The sequence below is a fragment of the Mesorhizobium norvegicum genome, assembly GCF_004919685.1.
Lineage (GTDB): Bacteria > Pseudomonadota > Alphaproteobacteria > Rhizobiales > Rhizobiaceae > Mesorhizobium > Mesorhizobium norvegicum.
The window spans coordinates 34,778-50,133 of sequence record NZ_SMYZ01000034.1; the positions used below are offsets into that span (position 1 = coordinate 34,778).

The following is a 15,356-nucleotide window of genomic DNA, read 5'->3' on the forward strand; positions in this document are numbered from 1 at the left end:
TGGGCATGCCTCGAGACAGCAAGCAACCATGGCCCCTCGACAGGGAGCGCGCGGCGCTTCTGGTCATCGATATGCAAAGGGATTTCGTCGATCAGGGCGCCGTCATGGAGGTGGCGGCTGCGGGCCACCGCATTCCGGCCATGCGGCAAGTTATCGACGCCTGCCGCGCCGCCAGCATACCGGTCATCTATACCAGGCATGTTCTAAGCGACAATTTCGACATTTCGCCGCTGGAGACGACCTACCAGCCCAGGCTGAGAACCACGGGCATGCGGGAAGGCAGTGCCGGGGTGGAGATCGTGGCCGATCTTGCGCCGCTTCCTGGCGACATCATCGTCGACAAGCACCGCTTCGATGCCTTCTACAACACGCGTCTCGACACGGTGCTACGCAACATCCGCGGCACTGGCAAAGTGGACACGGTCATCATCATCGGCACTGTGACCAGCATCTGCTGCGAATCGACCGCGCGCAGCGCTTTCATGCACGACTACAAAGTCGCCTTCATCGGTGATGCCAATGGCGGGTTGGACGATGCCTCTCACAACGCAACACTCGACGTTATCGGTAAGGTTTTCGGGCGCGTTTTGACGGCAGGGGAGCTCGCCGAAGAGATTCGAGGCTGAGCGAGCCCAGCGTATTGCTGCCTTGGTACGGCGTTCCGGTCACGGCGGACCGGTGTTGCAGCGACCCGGCAAGCTGCCACTCGTCATTTAAGCCGGCAAGGTCGAAATCCGCCTCGCCCTGATCGGCGATGACCGCGGTTGAGATCGACCTTGGAAAGAACCTGCCGTATCTTAAAATAAGCGGGTGCCTCCGCTCATATTTTCCTCAAGCGCGGTTCGGAATTCTCGTTCGAACGCCTGTTGAAGCATGGACGATACTTGAGCCCTGTTTCGGGTCATGTAGATGTGGCAAAGAAGATGGGGGCTGAAGGGACGTATCGTCAATTTACCCGCCCATCGAGCCGCCGAGAACGGGTCGACGATCGAGACCCCCAGGCCTTGTGCGACCAAGGCACACGCCGTATCGGCGAACGGTGTTTCGAAACGATAGTCGACGGCAACGCCGGCGTGATCCAGGACGCGCTCAATATCCTGCCGGGTGCGATCCTCGCGGCCAAGCGCAATGAACTCCTGCCCTTCGAACTGGGGCGCGAAAATCACGCTGTCATTGGCGAACGCATGGTCAAGCGGCGCTACGCAAACGCATTCCGTTTGAAAAATCAGATCGCAAGCGATGGCGGAATCCACCACCGGCATCTGAATGAGGCCGAGGTCGATCTCTTTGTTTGCCGTCAATTCCGCAATCCGCAGTGAGGCCGCCGGAAAAATGCTCATGCGGGCCTTTGGGTGGTGTCCGGCAAATGACTTCAGAAAACGGGGTAAGACGATGCTTGCAAGCGCCGGATAGACCCCGATCATCAGTCGCCCGGCTTCCAATTGCCTGATGTCCCCAGCCAGGCGCCGTATCCTCGCCATTCCCTTGACGATCCGCGCCCGACCTCTTCGTTGAGAAGCATGGCTTCCGCTGTCGGAACCAGGCGTCCCGCCCGCCGAATGAAAAGCGGGATTTTCAAGGCATGTTCCAGGTTCGAGATATGCGCGCTGACCGAGGGCTGGGCGATATGCAAAAGGTCGCTCGCGCCGGTCACCGTTCCGGCCTCCATGACGGCTCGGAATGCCTCGAGCTGCTTGTAGTTCATCGACCATCCCCGAGCGGTTCGCGTCAGCCAACCATAGGTAAAAGCTATGCTTCGCGCAATATTTCATATTGGAATGCTTCGGAATATTCCGTTTTAATCGACCTCAACAAGCCGTTTTGGCCAGCCTTGAATAGATATTCGCCGACCTGGGACGACTGACGCCCTCGCTTTGCCTGAGTGAGGATATTTGTTTTTCCTATCGTCTGCGGTGAGGCTGTGGGTGTTTCATAACAAGAGAGGGAGCCTCACATGATCAGAAATACCATCCTGGCGGCAGCGCTATCGCTGGCTGGCCTTTATTCATGTGGCGGGGCCTTGGCGCAGAACGCGACCCATATCCGCATCGCAACGGAAGGCGCCTATGCGCCGTGGAACTATACGCTCCCGGATGGCACGCTCGCCGGCTACGAGATCGATCTTGCCAAGGAACTGTGCAAGCGCATGAAGGCGCAATGCGAGATCGTCGCACAGAACTGGGATGGGATGCTGCCGGCGCTGAACGCCGGGAAATTCGATGCGATCATCGCATCCATGGGTGTGACTCCCGAGCGGGCGCAGGTGGCCGCATTTTCGGATCCCTATTCCACCGCGCCCAACGCTTTCTTGGCGCTGAAGGGCAGTGGTTTGGCCGCGGCCCTTCCCTGGCATGACAAATTCGACCTCCGCGACAATGCCTCCGGATCAAAGGAGATTGTCGAAAAGCTCGACGTGGCGCTCAAGGGCAAGGTCTTGGGCATCCAGGGATCGACCACCGCCGGCAAATTTGTCGATGAGTATCTGAAGGACGTGGTCACGGTCAGATCCTACAAGACGCAGGACGAGGCCAATCTCGATATTCTGGCGGGTCGAATCGACCTCACAATGGCCAATATCACGGTTCTCGCCGAGGCTCTGAAGCGGCCTGACATGGCTGAGGCGGAACTCGTAGGACCGACCTTTCTCCTGGCCAGCGGAACAAGCGTGGCCTTTCGTAAGAGCGACACAGCATTGAAGGATAGGTTCAACGCAGCGATTCACGATGTCAACGCCGACGGGTTCAACAAGGCGCTGACGGAAAAATGGTTCGGCGTCGATATCTCCGTGAAGAACTGAAGAGAGCCAGAGCCAGCAGCTTCGGGTCTCTCCGCGATTGTCGCCACCTGACGCGATGAGCGACCCGCAGCCGGGTCGCTCACTTCGTATCTCCCATGCAGCTCGTTTCAGGGAAGTCAGCCCACAATGACAGCTTCCGATTTCGTTCTGGGATTTGGCGAGGCCGGCTGGGGAGCGGCACTGCTTCAAGCCGCGATGATGACCCTTGCCGTGGCATTGACCGGCTACGCGTTCGGCCTCGTGGTTGGAAGCTTGGGCGCATGGGCAAAGATCAAGGGAGGTACACTTCTGCGGTTGATTGCAGATGCCTACACCACGGTGCTCCGCGGCATACCTGACATTCTCGTCATCTATCTCTTCTACTTCGGTTCAAGCGCGGTTCTGACACCGTTGGCAGGTCTGTTCGGCATTTCGGGTTTCGTCAGCCTGCCGGGCTTCATGGCCGGCGCGCTGGCGATTGGGCTGGTGTCCGGTGCTTATCAGGCCGAAGTCATGCGTGGCGCTTATCGCGCGGTTTCGCCCGGAGAGATCGAAGCGGCGATCGCCGCCGGCATGTCCCGCATGACGCTGTTCCGCCGGATCATCGCGCCACTGGTATTGAGGTACGCACTGCCGGGTCTCGGCAATGTGTGGCAATTGGTGCTCAAGGAATCTGCCTTGGTCTCGGTCACCGGGCTCGTGGAAATCCTGCGGCAGGCGCAGATCGGCGCCGGATCGACCGGCCAGCCATTCACATTCTTCTTCGCCGCCGCCGTTCTGTATCTGGCCATTTCGTCGTTCTCGACATGGCTTCTACGGCGGACCGAGGGGCGACTCACGCTTGGCTCGAGGCGTGCCTGATGGATATTCCATTCCTGTACGAAACACTGCTGAAACTTCTGACGGGGGTGCCGCTCACATTGCAGCTCGCGGTATCCTCGCTGGGGCTGGGTGCCATCTTGGCTGTCATTCTCGCCCTGGCGCGGCTGTCCGGTTTGCGGCTCCTGGCCTGGCCCGCGTCCTGCTACGTTTTCATCTTCCGCTCCACGCCGCTGCTTGTGCAGATTTTTCTGATCTATCATGGTCTTGGTCAGTTCCATGGTGTGCGGGCCAGTTTTCTCTGGCCGATTCTGCGCGAACCTTACTGGTGCGCGCTCATCGCATTGACCTTGAACACGGCCGCCTATTCCTGTGAAATCGTTCGCGGTGCATTGCTGTCGGTTCCTCCCGGCCAGATTGAGGCTGCGCGGGCATGCGGCATGTCGAGTTTCACGCTCCACCGCCGCGTCGTCTTCCCGCTTGCCTTGCGCCATGCATTGCCGGGATACGGCAACGAGTTCATCCTGATGATAAAATCGACGGCGCTGGCCTCCATCATCACCCTGATGGAGGTGACCGGCCTGGCGGCACAGCTCATTTCCGAATCCTTCCGTGCCATCGAAATCCTGATCGTGGCGGCCGCGATCTATCTCTTCATCAATTTTATCGTCACGCGCCTCGTTCAGTGGGCCGAATACGCGCTGAGCGCCGATCTAAGGCCGCCTCCGGCGGCACTTGAGCAAGGAGGAGCCTTATGACTGACCAGCTCAAGCCAGCCGTACGCCTGACGGAGCTACGCAAGAGCTTCGGCGCCTTTGAGGTGCTCAAAGGTATCTCGCTCGAGGCGATGGAAGGCGACGTCGTCTCCATCCTCGGCTCCTCCGGATCCGGCAAGTCTACGATGCTGCGCTGCATCAATATGCTAGAAACGCCCGATAGCGGGCGGATCGAGGTCGGTGGAGAGGCTATCCAGCTGAAGCAGGCGGGCGGCAGGACGCGGCCGGCCGACAGGCACCAGTTGCAGCGCATGCGCGCGAGTATCGGCATGGTGTTTCAGAACTTTAATCTCTGGTCTCATATGACGATCCTGGAAAACCTGATCGAGGCGCCTATCCATGTTCAGAAGCGTCCCCGCGCCGATTGTGTGGATGAGGCTGAGGCGCTTTTGGAAAAGGTCGGCATTGCCGAGAAGCGCAATCATTATCCCGCCCATCTGTCCGGCGGTCAGCAGCAGCGCGCGGCGATCGCCCGTGCGCTGGCCCAGCACCCGAAGGTCATGCTTTTCGACGAGCCAACCTCCGCGCTCGACCCGGAACTTGTCGGCGAGGTCCTGCGTGTCATGCGCGCGCTCGCGGAGGAAGGCAGGACGATGCTCGTCGTTACCCATGAAATGGGCTTCGCCAGGGACGTCTCCAGCAAAGTCGTGTTCCTGCACAAGGGCGCGGTCGAGGTGGAAGGTTCTCCACACGAGATGTTCGCCGCTGGCCGATCCGACTGCTTCCGGCAATTCCTGTCCGGCAGCAACGGCTTGAGGTGAACCGACCGCGTTCCCCATACATTCAATATTCACGACAAAATATCTGAGAAGGACCCGATACAATGACCACACAGACCACCGCGTCTGAAATCGTGATCGTCGGAGGCGGTATCTACGGTGCGAGCCTCGCCTACCAACTGGCGCAGGCCGGCAAGACCGTTACACTGCTCGAGGCCGACGACATCGCGGCCGGCGCGTCGGGCGGCTCCGGTGAACGAGGCGTGCGTGCAAACAGCCGCGACTTGCGGGAACTGCCGATAGCGACTGTCGGCTTTCCGCTCTGGACGAAGTACCAGGAGCAGTTCGAAGGCGGCGTTGGCTATCGACGGATCGGCGGGCTTCATCTCTTCAATATTCCCGACGGCGCTCATGAGCATGAAGTGCGCGGCACCATGGAAGCCATGACAATGGTGCAGAACGCGCTTGGTGTTTCTTCCCAGCTTCTCAACCGCGACGAAACGCTGGAGCGTGAGCCGGAGTTGTCGGGGGATCTGATCGGTTCGATCTATTGCAGGGGTGACGGTGTATGCGACCACACCTTCGCCACGCTGGCATTCGCCAAACAAGCGCGTAAGGCTGGAGCGAGCCTGCGCACCGGCACGCGCGTCACTGAAATCCTCCACAAGAAAGGGCGGGCAACAGGGGTTGGGCTGACGAGTGGAGAAGTCGTGCCGGTTGGCGAGAAACTCGTTCTCCTGACCAACAGCGGCGTGCTGCCCCTGCTGAAACCGGTTCTCCAGCCACAAGAAATCCTGCCCGTCATCACGCAGATACCGCAGATGATGTACGTCACCAACCCACACGACAAAAAGATCAATCATCTTCTAGGCCATGCCTACCGCAAGCTATCGGTGAAGCAGATCCAGGATGGAACGTTGATGCTTTCGGGCGGCCACAGCGTCGCCTATTCGCAGGCGGGGCGTTGGAAGGGATCGCTCCGTTCGACAGCTCTCGGCCTGGCCGATGCCATCGCGACCTTGCCCTTCATCGACGAGTCCTCCTTCCTGAAGGTCGATGCTTCCCGTGTCGAGAGTTGTGCAATCGACGGCATCCCGATTGTCGATACATCAGCTGCCTTGCAGAACACCATCTATGGATTTGCCTGGACTGGCCATGGCTTCGCCATCGCCCTTGGCTTCACCAAATACCTCACTGATTGGATTGTCGGCGGTGAAAAGCCGCAAGCGCTCGAGGTTTTTTCGGCAAAACGGTTTCATGAGCCATTTTCCAACTGATGCTGTCGCCCAAAATGCCCCCCGCTGGTGGCAACACGGGACGGATGGGCAATGCCTGGGCATCGCCGTACATGACCACATCCATCGTCGGCGAGAACAGCCGTGCCAGCATGAAGGGCCTGCTGCCGGTCGAAGAACGGCCCTTCTCGAAGGGTCGCGGCGGCAAAAAGGCGGCATTTTCCCCTACAGATAGTCGGCTCTAGAATTGCGACCCCAAATCAAGCTATGATGCGCTTGGTATTTCCGGGGACGGCTTCGCGCCCCTTGGAATGCCGGGAGGAACGGGACATGGCCGTGGCGCTTGTACTCGTTTTGATCGTCGTGGGCTCAGTGTTGTTTCACCTCCTGAGCCCATGGTGGTGGACGCCGATTGCCTCGAACTGGGCCTATATCGACAACACCATCATCATCACCTTCTGGATCACCGGCGTCGTCTTCGCCGCCGTGGTCCTGTTCATGGCCTATTGCGTCTTCCGCTTCCGTCATCGGGAAGGAAACCGGGCTGCCTACGAACCGGAGAACAAGCGGCTCGAATCGTGGCTGACGATCGTCACCGCGGTCGGGGTCACGGCGTTGCTGGTTCCCGGCCTGTTCGTCTGGAGCCGGTTTGTCCACGTCCCGAGCGACGCAACCGACGTCGAAGTCGTCGGCCAGCAGTGGCAGTGGAGTTTCCGTCTGCCCGGCAAGGACGGCAAGCTTGGCACGTCCGACACCCGCGACGTCACCGCTGACAACCCGCTGGGCGTGATTGCCAGCGATCCCAATGGTCAGGACGATGTCGTGGTCGAAGCGGCTGATCTGCATCTGCCGGTCGGCAAACCGGTCAAGATGCTGCTCCGCTCGATCGATGTGCTGCATGATTTCTATGTGCCGGAATTCCGCGCCAAGATGGACATGATCCCGGGCTCGGTCACCTATTTCTGGTTCACCCCGACCAGGACCGGAACCTTTCAGGTTCTATGCGCCGAACTTTGCGGCCAAGGGCATCCTTTGATGCATGGTGTGGTCATGGTCGACACGCAGCAAGACTACGTGGCCTGGCTTGGCCAGCAGCAGACTTTCGCCCAGTTGTCGGCACCCCAGCAAACGGGCTCGGCAGACCAGGCGCCGGGCAAGACGATGGCGTCAGGTTTGAAAATTGCAGCAAGGCTCGAAACGGTCGGGTCTCGCTGAAAAGGACACGGAGGTGTTCCTATGGTCGACATCACGCCTGCAGATGGCATCCCACCGGCCGAAGTCGCGGAAATGGAGCTCTACCATCCGCACAGTTGGTGGACGAAATACGTCTTCTCGCAGGACGCCAAGGTCATCGCCATCCAGTATTCGGCGACAGCAACGGGAATCGGCCTGGTCGCCCTGGTTCTATCCTGGTTGATGCGGCTGCAACTCGGATTCCCTGGTACGTTCGACTTCATCACCCCGGAAGCCTACTACCAGTTCATCACCATGCACGGCATGATCATGGTGATCTACCTGCTCACCGCCCTCTTCCTCGGCGGCTTTGGCAACTATCTGATCCCATTGATGGTCGGCGCGCGCGACATGGTCTTTCCCTATGTCAACATGCTGAGCTACTGGATCTACCTGCTCGCCGTGCTGGTCCTGGTGTCGAGCTTCTTTGCGCCCGGCGGACCGACGGGGGCCGGCTGGACGCTCTACCCGCCGCAAGCCATCATGAGCGGCACACCAGGCGGCCAGGACTGGGGCATCATCCTGATGCTCTCCTCGCTGATCCTGTTCATCATCGGCTTCACGATGGGCGGCCTGAACTATGTGGTGACGGTGCTGCAGGGGCGCACGCGCGGCATGACAATGATGCGCCTGCCGCTGACCGTCTGGGGCATCTTCACCGCAACCGTCATGGCGCTGCTCGCCTTTCCGGCGCTGTTCGTCGCCAGCGTGATGATGCTGCTTGACCGCGTCCTCGGCACCAGCTTCTTCATGCCGGCGATCTCCGAGATGGGCGAGCAACTGCCGCACAATGGCGGCAGCCCGATCCTGTTCCAGCACCTGTTCTGGTTCTTCGGCCATCCCGAGGTCTACATCGTGGCGCTGCCGGCGTTCGGCATCGTATCCGACCTGATCAGCACCCATGCACGCAAAAACATCTTCGGTTACCGGATGATGGTCTGGGCCATCGTCGGCATTGGCGCACTGAGCTTCGTGGTCTGGGCACACCACATGTATGTCAGCGGCATGCACCCCTATTTTGGCTTCTTCTTCGCCACGACGACGCTGATCATCGCCATTCCGACCGCCATCAAGGTCTACAATTGGGTGCTGACCCTATGGCGCGGCGACATCCATCTCACCATACCTATGCTCTTTGCCCTGGCCTTCATCGTCACCTTTGTCAACGGCGGGCTGACCGGCCTGTTCCTCGGCAATGTCGTCGTCGATGTTCCGCTGTCCGACACGATGTTCGTCGTGGCCCACTTCCATATGGTCATGGGCGTCGCCCCTATCCTCGTGGTTTTTGGCGCGATCTACCACTGGTACCCGAAGGCTACCGGCCGGATGCTCAACGAGACGTTGGGCCGGTTCCATTTCTGGGTCACCTTCCTCGGCGCCTACCTGATCTTCTTCCCCATGCACTACCTCGGCCTGATGGGTGTGCCGCGGCGCTATGCTGAACTGACCGACATGACTGTTATGACGGAGTCGGCCCACCATCTGAATTCGTTCATCAGCATCATGGCCTTCATCGTCGGCTTTGCCCAAATGGTGTTTCTGTTCAATCTGATCTGGAGCATCCGCCATGGCCGCGAGGCCGGCGGCAATCCGTGGCGGGCCACGACTCTCGAATGGCAGACGCCGCAAACACCACCGGCCCACGGCAATTTCGGCAAGGACCTGCCGATCGTCTATCGCTGGGCCTATGACTACAGCGTACCGGGCGCCAAGGAGGACTTCATCCCGCAGAACATGCCGGGCTCCTTCGGCCCCTCAAGGGAGCCGGCATGAGCGTCATCCTGGTCTTCCTGCTCGTCATCGCCGGCTTTGCCGGATGGTGGCTTTCACACCAGAGGCTGATGACCAAGCCATGGCTCGAACAAGGCCTGGCCAGCGATCTTGTCGGCTTCGACCGGTCGACGCTGCCCACCGCCAAGATCGGCCTCGGTGTCTTCCTTGCCGTCGTCGGCTGCCTGTTCGCGCTCTTCACCAGCGCCTATTTCATGCGGATGGCGGTGTCGGACTGGCAGCCGCTGCCGCTGCCGCGCCTGCTCTGGCTCAACACAGGCGTGCTGGTCTTGAGCAGCGTCGCGCTGCAATGCGCCGTCGTTGCCGCGCGCAAGCGGCAGATCGACATGGTCAGGCTCGGCCTTGCCACGGCCGGGCTCACGGCGCTCGCCTTCCTGATCGGACAGCTCATCGCATGGCGGCAGCTGACCGAAGATGGCTATCTGCTGAGCTCCAATCCAGCCAACAGCTTTTTCTACCTGATCACCGGCATGCATGGCCTGCACATATTGGGCGGGCTGGTGGGCCTCGGCAGAACGACCGCCGGCGCCTGGAATGGAGCGCGGCCGGAGCGGCTTCGTCTCAGCGTCGAACTGTGCGCCATGTACTGGCATTTCCTGCTCTTCGTCTGGCTCGCCATCTTCGCGCTGCTGGCCGGTTGGGCCGCGACGTTCATCGACATTTGCCGACAGTTGTTGACCTAAGAGGATCAAGCGGATGGCAGAGACACTGACGCATATCGGCCAGACGGAGCCACGGCCCGCAGGCTGGCAAGGCATTGCCGCCGACTGGTCCTCGGATCAGCGCGCGTTCAAGAACGTGTCCTGGGGCAAGGCCATGATGTGGATCTTCCTGCTCAGCGACACCTTCATCTTCGGCTGCTTCCTGCTCTCCTACATGACCGCGCGCATTTCGACACGCGTGCCGTGGCCCAATCCGAGCGAGGTCTTTGCGCTTCGTATCGGCGGCTCGGATATCCCGCTGATCCTTATTGCCATCATGACTTTCGTGCTGATCTCAAGCAGCGGGACGATGGCCATGGCGGTCAATTTCGGCTATCGCCGCGACCGCCGCAAGACGGCAATCCTTATGCTTCTGACCGCGGCACTCGGCGCGACCTTTGTCGGCATGCAGGCCTTCGAATGGACCAAGCTGATCACTGAGGGGGTGCGGCCCTGGGGCAATCCCTGGGGCGCCGCACAATTCGGTTCGTCTTTCTTCATGATCACCGGTTTCCACGGCACCCATGTGACGATCGGGGTGATCTTCCTGATCATCGTGGCGCGAAAGGTCTGGCGCGGAGATTTCGACACCGGACGGCGCGGCTTCTTCACCAGCCGCACGGGCCGCTACGAGAACGTCGAGATCATGGGGCTGTACTGGCACTTCGTCGATCTGGTCTGGGTGTTTATCTTCGCATTCTTCTATCTTTGGTGAGAGGCAGACATGGCTGAGGTAACCGCAAACGGCCTGGGGCAACACGCACTTGATGCTGTTCGTGCACATGAAGCGCCGGCGACCGGCATCGCCCATGCTGAGGTTCACCAGGAGCACCCGATCAAGCTCTATCTGGTGGTCTGGGCGTGGCTGTTCATCCTCAGCACCTGCTCCTACCTGGTCGATTATTTCGGCCTTCACGGCTATCTCAGATGGTCGCTGATCCTGATCTTCATGATCCTCAAGGCAGGGCTGATCGTCGCCGTCTTCATGCACATGGCCTGGGAACGGCTGGCGCTGGCCTATGCGATCATCCTGCCGCCGATACTGGTGCTGGTGTTCGTGACAATGATGGTCTTCGAAGCCGACTACACGCTTTTCACCCGGCTGGCGTTTTTCGGAGCCGGACCCTGACGCGCATGCCGGATTTGCCCGTGGCATTTCCGGTCAGGACCCACGCATGCGGCGTGCGTCCAGTTCGGTTGCCGGCGCCTTGAAGCAATCGGCAGCTGGTCCATTTTTGTTAGAGCATGATCCCGAAAATGGATCCGGTTTTGCTGCGCTGACCTTCGGTTCGGAAAAGATCATGCTCAAACAAGGGAGGCCAAGATGACGATCGCAAACAGACTGAAGGACTTCATCGACGGCAAGGGAATTTCCTACGACACCGTCGCTCATCATCGCACGTCAACAAGCCGGCAGTCGGCAATAGCCGCGCATGTGCCCGGCAGCATCATGGCGAAATCCGTGGTCGTTCACCACGAGCTTGGCTATACGCTGGCTGTGGTTCCGAGCACCCACAGGATCGAGCTTGGCAGGTTGCAAGACGTCATGGACAAGCGTCTCGGGCTCGCCTCCGAAGACGAGGTGATTTTGCTCTTCGGCGATTGCGACACCGGCGCCATCCCGCCGATCGGCGCAGCCTATAATGTGCCGGTGATTGTCGATGAAAGCCTTGGCGATGCCGCCGACGTCTATTTCGAAGGCGGCGACCATAGAACGCTGGTGCATGTAAGCGGCAAGGACTTTCGCAGCCTGACCATGGGCGCATACCAAGCCCGCTTCAGTCACCCGGCATACTGACGGCTTCGATCAAACTTGCACCGGCGCCCTCGCCGGTGCGGTGAGGCTGAATGTCCTCACCTCGCCGGTCTGGCGGGCGACTCCACGACCTTGCGGTAGACATGCCAGGTGGCGTGACCGAGGATCGGCAATACGACGGCCAGCCCAGCGAACACCGGCAGCGAGCCGATGATCAGGGCGATGGCGACAATCAGTCCCCAGACAGCCATGGTGATCGGGTTCGCCAGCACTGCACGCACCGAGGTGTGGATGGCTTCGTAGGCGCCGACGTCACGGTCGAGCAACAATGGGAAGGCGACGACCGTTGTGCACAACACCACCACAGCGAAGACGAAGCCGATGGCGTGCCCCAGGATAATCAGTGTCCAGCCGCGTCCGGTGGCGAATATTTCATTGATGAAGCCGGATATCGATTCCGGCGGCGCCGGGCCGAAAAGATATTGGTAGAACATCTGCGCCGTCAAAAGCCAGGTGATGAAGATTGCAAACAGCATGATCCCGACCGCCGCAATGGCCGGCAGCGCCGGAGAATTCCTGACCTCGAAAGCATGCCGCCAGGAGGTGTCGAGCCCGGCTTCCCGTCTGCGGCTGATTTCATAGAGGCCTAGCGCCGCGAAAGGGCCAATCAACGCAAAACCGGAGACCAGCGGAAACAACAACGGCAACGCATTGGCGCCCGAAGTCCAGGCGGCGAGCACGACGCCCACGAGCGGATAGATCAGGCAGAGAAAAACGATGTGCGACGGTTTGACCATGAAATCGTCGACGCCCCGCTTGAGCGCGTCGAAAAGGTCGGAAACACCGATTTTTCGAATCTTGGTATGTTCCAGCGTCTCGCTGGCGCCTGCTATCACATGAAAGCTTGCCATGACCGTTCCTCCAGACCTGGTCCGGTAAGGTCGCGGTTTCGCGGTGCTGCCGTTCTGCGTGATGGCCACGCAAAACCGCGACCTGCACCGCAATCAACATACTCTCTTGCCAGAGCCTTGTCGCCCTTTGTCAGAAGAGCTCCGGTGGCCTGGCTAGCTCTGGTGGTCTTTTTTCGATATTCTAGGGTCAAAGGTGAAGGTCATGGACGGAAGGACGCTTCTCATACTCGGCCTTGGCATAGTCGCCCTGCTGATCCTGGGATTCTGTGCAATACCATCGTGATGTTCGAGCCAATCCTGATCTGCAACGCCTTCAATGCAGAAATTGCAGACCGGCCGTCTCGACCCCGGCGAGCATTCCGACAACTGCGGTCATGCCGTCAACCTCAGGCTGACATGAACGCTCGCATTGCGATGGTGTCGGCAAGCAGTATGGCAAAGATTGCGAAAAGATAGAAAATCGAGAAGGCAAACAGCGCCTTTGCAGGCTTCGTCTCCTTGTCCGGAGCGACCAGAACCTTCCAGGCCTGCCAGATGAAGCCCGCGCCCAATGCAGCCGAAACAATTCCATAGAACCCGCTCGCGAATCCGAACGCCCAGGGCAGCACGCCGACTGGCGCCAGGAGCAGTGAATAGGCGAATATCTGTTTTCTGGTCGAGGCCTGGCCGGCCACGTTCGGCATCATCGGGATGCCGGCAGCGGCGTAGTCGCCGACCTTGAACAGCGCGAGCGCCCAGAAATGCGGTGGCGTCCACAGAAAGATGATCAGGAACAGGATGAGGCTTTCAACGCCGATGGCGCCAGTTGCGGCCGCCCAGCCAATGACCGGAGGAAGGGCGCCGGCCGCGCCGCCGATAACGATGTTCTGCGGCGTCGAGCGCTTCAGCCACATCGTATAGATGACGACGTAGAAGAAGATGGTGAACGCCAGCAGCGATGCAGCAAGCCAGCCCACAAGCACGCCGAGCATCATGACCGAAAGTGCGGAAAGCACCAGGCCGAAGCCGAGAGCTTCGCCCGGCGTGACGCGGCCCGACGGAACCGGCCGCTTTGATGTGCGCGACATCAGCGCGTCGATGTCCGCGTCGTACCACATGTTCAGAGCCCCGGCCGCTCCTGCTCCGATCGCAATCGCACCGATTGCAATCACGGCGATGACTGGATTCATCACGCCAGGCGCCGCCATCAGGCCAACGAAAGCGGTGAATACGGCAAGCGCCATGACCCGCGGCTTCAAAAGCGCGAAGAAATCACCCGCCGTCGCTTCCGAGAGGCGGATGCCGGTATCCTTGAGGCGGTTTTCCCTAGTCGACATCTCGGACCGATGGAAGCAGGCAGCCTAGGCCATGATCCCGAACTGAAGGTGCGCGCGAAAACTGAAACCCGGTCTTTGCTTACGCCGCCCTTCGGTTAGGATAAGATCACAGTAAAACAAGATGTTAGACGGATGGCGGAGGAGCCAGGTCACTTGGAGAACGTTTTCAGATAGGCAATGACGTTGGCCACGTCTGCATCGTTCTTGAGGCCGGGAAACGCCATCTTGGTCCCTTTGACCATGGCCTTGGGATCGTGAAGATAGGTCGTCAGTGTTGGTTCGTCCCATTTGACGCCGGATTTGCCGGCCGCAATCATGGCATCGGAATATTTGAAATCCGGATGCGTACCGGCGGTGCGGCCGATGACGCCGTGCAGCGACGGACCGATCTTGTTCTTGTCCTCGTCTGCGATGTGGCAGACCTTGCATTTGGTGAAGACCTTCTCGCCAGCCGCAGTATCCTGAGCCTGGGATGGATTGGCGACGAAGGTTACAACAGACACGACGGCGAAAAACGCGACCAAGCGCATGACTTCTCCTCCCTGATCGTCAAATGTGCCCGAGACGATCTGCGCATGCCGGTCCCACCAGCAATACGTTGCACGGCAGAACAGATTATCCGCTTCACCCCCCAAATGGAATTGCGGAACCTATATACCACCGAATCTGGCCGGCAGGTAGACGAGGTCGACCGTACAAAGGTTTAGGTGGCCCGCAGTGGCTCAAGGTACATCGGTGTTGCAGCTGCCGGCGACCTGGTTGACCGCTTCGCCCAACCCGGCGAGGTCGAAATCAGCCTCGCCGCGTCCCGACAGCAGCCCGAACCGCCACGAAAGCTGGAGCCGGTTCGCGGCGACAAGGCGCCTGATGCCATCGGCGCCATCGCGCACCAGCATCCTGCCACGCGGCCCGACCGACCAGCTTTCATCGAACTTGCTGCCCTGGTCGAGCGTGACTGACATGGTGATCTTGCGGCTGGCCGAGACGCCGTCGTTCAGTTGCAGCCATTCGGTCCAATGCGGCTCGCCATTTGCCCGGCAGGCAATGGTCAGGATCGGGCTGTAGCTCAAGGCGCCGCCGCCGGTGATCAGCTTGTTGGTGGCGTACACGGAAGCCTTGACGAGGCCGTCTTCGCCCGTTTCGAACCGCCAATTGTCAGGCACCGTATCGGCTCGGGCAATGCCGCAGACCGAGACAAGGACCAGCGCGATTGCCGCAGCGTGTCTCAATTCGACGAACAGTCTCAACACGCCCTCCAACAGCCAAGCGGCTTTCAATAAGAGCGCAGATAATGATCAAAGCTTGGTCGCCACAGGCCGTCGC

Annotated in this window: 20 protein-coding genes; 14 read left to right on the top strand and 6 right to left on the bottom strand. The window is 59.9% G+C overall.

What is annotated here, in order from left to right; translation table 11 throughout:
* The first annotated feature begins 5 nt into the window (after nucleotides 1-5).
* Nucleotides 6-626: an isochorismatase family protein gene (locus tag FCU66_RS13235; RefSeq protein ID WP_168991729.1), complete on the top strand. Its 621-nt coding sequence runs from the start codon at nucleotides 6-8 to the stop codon at nucleotides 624-626.
* A 171-nt stretch (nucleotides 627-797) separates the two neighbouring features.
* On the opposite strand, the gene FCU66_RS13240 is transcribed toward FCU66_RS13235, so the two are convergent.
* Together FCU66_RS13240 and FCU66_RS13245 are read right to left on the bottom strand one after the other, a co-directional pair.
* The gene (locus tag FCU66_RS13240) at nucleotides 798-1,424 is read right to left on the bottom strand and encodes a LysR substrate-binding domain-containing protein (protein ID WP_168991730.1); all 627 of its coding nucleotides are present in this window, start codon (nucleotides 1,422-1,424) and stop codon (nucleotides 798-800) included.
* Complete coding sequence (locus FCU66_RS13245; RefSeq protein WP_136616235.1) at nucleotides 1,424-1,705, bottom strand: LysR family transcriptional regulator; 282 nt, start codon at nucleotides 1,703-1,705, stop codon at nucleotides 1,424-1,426. The genes FCU66_RS13240 and FCU66_RS13245 overlap by 1 nt, the downstream gene beginning before the upstream one ends.
* Nucleotides 1,706-1,954: 249 nt before the next feature.
* Here FCU66_RS13245 and FCU66_RS13250 point away from each other — a divergent pair, with 249 nt between their 5' ends.
* The 13 genes from FCU66_RS13250 to FCU66_RS13305 all read left to right on the top strand — a co-directional run bounded on the left by FCU66_RS13250 (nucleotide 1,955) and on the right by FCU66_RS13305 (nucleotide 11,848).
* Nucleotides 1,955-2,797, top strand: a complete 843-nt coding sequence (locus FCU66_RS13250) for a transporter substrate-binding domain-containing protein (protein WP_136616236.1) — start codon at nucleotides 1,955-1,957, stop codon at nucleotides 2,795-2,797.
* A 126-nt stretch (nucleotides 2,798-2,923) separates the two neighbouring features.
* On the top strand, nucleotides 2,924-3,637 hold the full coding sequence (locus FCU66_RS13255) for an ABC transporter permease (protein WP_136616237.1): 714 nt from the start codon (nucleotides 2,924-2,926) through the stop codon (nucleotides 3,635-3,637).
* Nucleotides 3,637-4,353: an ABC transporter permease gene (locus FCU66_RS13260; protein ID WP_136616238.1), complete on the top strand. Its 717-nt coding sequence runs from the start codon at nucleotides 3,637-3,639 to the stop codon at nucleotides 4,351-4,353. The genes FCU66_RS13255 and FCU66_RS13260 overlap by 1 nt, the downstream gene beginning before the upstream one ends.
* The gene (locus FCU66_RS13265) at nucleotides 4,350-5,132 is read left to right on the top strand and encodes an ABC transporter ATP-binding protein (RefSeq protein WP_136616239.1); all 783 of its coding nucleotides are present in this window, start codon (nucleotides 4,350-4,352) and stop codon (nucleotides 5,130-5,132) included. The genes FCU66_RS13260 and FCU66_RS13265 overlap by 4 nt, the downstream gene beginning before the upstream one ends.
* A 62-nt stretch (nucleotides 5,133-5,194) precedes the next feature.
* Entirely contained in the window at nucleotides 5,195-6,367 is a 1,173-nt protein-coding gene (locus FCU66_RS13270) for an NAD(P)/FAD-dependent oxidoreductase (RefSeq protein ID WP_136616240.1), read from the top strand.
* Nucleotides 6,368-6,411: 44 nt separating this feature from the next.
* Nucleotides 6,412-6,570 carry a hypothetical protein gene (locus FCU66_RS13275; protein ID WP_168992250.1) on the top strand — a complete coding sequence of 53 codons (159 nt, stop codon included), beginning with the start codon at nucleotides 6,412-6,414 and terminating at the stop codon, nucleotides 6,568-6,570.
* Nucleotides 6,571-6,655: 85 nt separating this feature from the next.
* On the top strand, nucleotides 6,656-7,540 hold the full coding sequence (locus tag FCU66_RS13280) for a cytochrome c oxidase subunit II (protein ID WP_136616241.1): 885 nt from the start codon (nucleotides 6,656-6,658) through the stop codon (nucleotides 7,538-7,540).
* A 21-nt stretch (nucleotides 7,541-7,561) separates the two neighbouring features.
* Nucleotides 7,562-9,331: a cytochrome c oxidase subunit I gene (gene ctaD / locus FCU66_RS13285; RefSeq protein ID WP_136616242.1), complete on the top strand. Its 1,770-nt coding sequence runs from the start codon at nucleotides 7,562-7,564 to the stop codon at nucleotides 9,329-9,331.
* Nucleotides 9,328-10,032 carry a cytochrome c oxidase subunit 3 gene (locus tag FCU66_RS13290; protein WP_136616243.1) on the top strand — a complete coding sequence of 235 codons (705 nt, stop codon included), beginning with the start codon at nucleotides 9,328-9,330 and terminating at the stop codon, nucleotides 10,030-10,032. The genes ctaD and FCU66_RS13290 overlap by 4 nt, the downstream gene beginning before the upstream one ends.
* 13 nt (nucleotides 10,033-10,045) lie before the next feature.
* Complete coding sequence (locus FCU66_RS13295; RefSeq protein ID WP_136616244.1) at nucleotides 10,046-10,765, top strand: heme-copper oxidase subunit III family protein; 720 nt, start codon at nucleotides 10,046-10,048, stop codon at nucleotides 10,763-10,765.
* A gap of 9 nt (nucleotides 10,766-10,774) precedes the next feature.
* On the top strand, nucleotides 10,775-11,179 hold the full coding sequence (locus tag FCU66_RS13300) for a cytochrome C oxidase subunit IV family protein (RefSeq protein WP_136616245.1): 405 nt from the start codon (nucleotides 10,775-10,777) through the stop codon (nucleotides 11,177-11,179).
* A gap of 46 nt (nucleotides 11,180-11,225) precedes the next feature.
* Nucleotides 11,226-11,378 carry a hypothetical protein gene (locus FCU66_RS41105; protein WP_168991731.1) on the top strand — a complete coding sequence of 51 codons (153 nt, stop codon included), beginning with the start codon at nucleotides 11,226-11,228 and terminating at the stop codon, nucleotides 11,376-11,378.
* Complete coding sequence (locus tag FCU66_RS13305) at nucleotides 11,375-11,848, top strand: aminoacyl-tRNA deacylase (RefSeq protein WP_136616246.1); 474 nt, start codon at nucleotides 11,375-11,377, stop codon at nucleotides 11,846-11,848. Before FCU66_RS41105 ends, FCU66_RS13305 begins: the two co-directional genes overlap by 4 nt.
* Before the next feature lie 56 nt (nucleotides 11,849-11,904).
* On the opposite strand, the gene FCU66_RS13310 is transcribed toward FCU66_RS13305, so the two are convergent.
* From FCU66_RS13310 to FCU66_RS13325, 4 genes are all read right to left on the bottom strand, one after another.
* Nucleotides 11,905-12,717, bottom strand: coding sequence for a DUF2189 domain-containing protein (locus FCU66_RS13310; RefSeq protein ID WP_136616247.1), 813 nt, complete (start codon nucleotides 12,715-12,717; stop codon nucleotides 11,905-11,907).
* A gap of 386 nt (nucleotides 12,718-13,103) precedes the next feature.
* Complete coding sequence (locus FCU66_RS13315; RefSeq protein ID WP_136616248.1) at nucleotides 13,104-14,033, bottom strand: heme o synthase; 930 nt, start codon at nucleotides 14,031-14,033, stop codon at nucleotides 13,104-13,106.
* Nucleotides 14,034-14,182: 149 nt separating this feature from the next.
* Nucleotides 14,183-14,563, bottom strand: a complete 381-nt coding sequence (locus FCU66_RS13320; RefSeq protein ID WP_136616249.1) for a c-type cytochrome — start codon at nucleotides 14,561-14,563, stop codon at nucleotides 14,183-14,185.
* Nucleotides 14,564-14,755: 192 nt separating this feature from the next.
* Entirely contained in the window at nucleotides 14,756-15,280 is a 525-nt protein-coding gene (locus FCU66_RS13325; protein ID WP_136616250.1) for a hypothetical protein, read from the bottom strand.
* Between the last annotated feature and the right edge of the window lie 76 nt (nucleotides 15,281-15,356).

What these genes read in the sequence shown, in the direction of transcription:
- FCU66_RS13235 (WP_168991729.1), top strand. Translation starts at nt 6, where the DNA reads ATGCCTCGAGACAGCAAGCAACCATGGCCCCTCGACAGGGAGCGCGCG.
- FCU66_RS13240 (WP_168991730.1), bottom strand. Translation starts at nt 1,424, where the DNA reads ATGATCGGGGTCTATCCGGCGCTTGCAAGCATCGTCTTACCCCGTTTT.
- FCU66_RS13245 (WP_136616235.1), bottom strand. Translation starts at nt 1,705, where the DNA reads ATGAACTACAAGCAGCTCGAGGCATTCCGAGCCGTCATGGAGGCCGGA.
- FCU66_RS13250 (WP_136616236.1), top strand. Translation starts at nt 1,955, where the DNA reads ATGATCAGAAATACCATCCTGGCGGCAGCGCTATCGCTGGCTGGCCTT.
- FCU66_RS13255 (WP_136616237.1), top strand. Translation starts at nt 2,924, where the DNA reads ATGACAGCTTCCGATTTCGTTCTGGGATTTGGCGAGGCCGGCTGGGGA.
- FCU66_RS13260 (WP_136616238.1), top strand. Translation starts at nt 3,637, where the DNA reads ATGGATATTCCATTCCTGTACGAAACACTGCTGAAACTTCTGACGGGG.
- FCU66_RS13265 (WP_136616239.1), top strand. Translation starts at nt 4,350, where the DNA reads ATGACTGACCAGCTCAAGCCAGCCGTACGCCTGACGGAGCTACGCAAG.
- FCU66_RS13270 (WP_136616240.1), top strand. Translation starts at nt 5,195, where the DNA reads ATGACCACACAGACCACCGCGTCTGAAATCGTGATCGTCGGAGGCGGT.
- FCU66_RS13275 (WP_168992250.1), top strand. Translation starts at nt 6,412, where the DNA reads ATGGGCAATGCCTGGGCATCGCCGTACATGACCACATCCATCGTCGGC.
- FCU66_RS13280 (WP_136616241.1), top strand. Translation starts at nt 6,656, where the DNA reads ATGGCCGTGGCGCTTGTACTCGTTTTGATCGTCGTGGGCTCAGTGTTG.
- ctaD (WP_136616242.1), top strand. Translation starts at nt 7,562, where the DNA reads ATGGTCGACATCACGCCTGCAGATGGCATCCCACCGGCCGAAGTCGCG.
- FCU66_RS13290 (WP_136616243.1), top strand. Translation starts at nt 9,328, where the DNA reads ATGAGCGTCATCCTGGTCTTCCTGCTCGTCATCGCCGGCTTTGCCGGA.
- FCU66_RS13295 (WP_136616244.1), top strand. Translation starts at nt 10,046, where the DNA reads ATGGCAGAGACACTGACGCATATCGGCCAGACGGAGCCACGGCCCGCA.
- FCU66_RS13300 (WP_136616245.1), top strand. Translation starts at nt 10,775, where the DNA reads ATGGCTGAGGTAACCGCAAACGGCCTGGGGCAACACGCACTTGATGCT.
- FCU66_RS41105 (WP_168991731.1), top strand. Translation starts at nt 11,226, where the DNA reads ATGCGGCGTGCGTCCAGTTCGGTTGCCGGCGCCTTGAAGCAATCGGCA.
- FCU66_RS13305 (WP_136616246.1), top strand. Translation starts at nt 11,375, where the DNA reads ATGACGATCGCAAACAGACTGAAGGACTTCATCGACGGCAAGGGAATT.
- FCU66_RS13310 (WP_136616247.1), bottom strand. Translation starts at nt 12,717, where the DNA reads ATGGCAAGCTTTCATGTGATAGCAGGCGCCAGCGAGACGCTGGAACAT.
- FCU66_RS13315 (WP_136616248.1), bottom strand. Translation starts at nt 14,033, where the DNA reads ATGTCGACTAGGGAAAACCGCCTCAAGGATACCGGCATCCGCCTCTCG.
- FCU66_RS13320 (WP_136616249.1), bottom strand. Translation starts at nt 14,563, where the DNA reads ATGCGCTTGGTCGCGTTTTTCGCCGTCGTGTCTGTTGTAACCTTCGTC.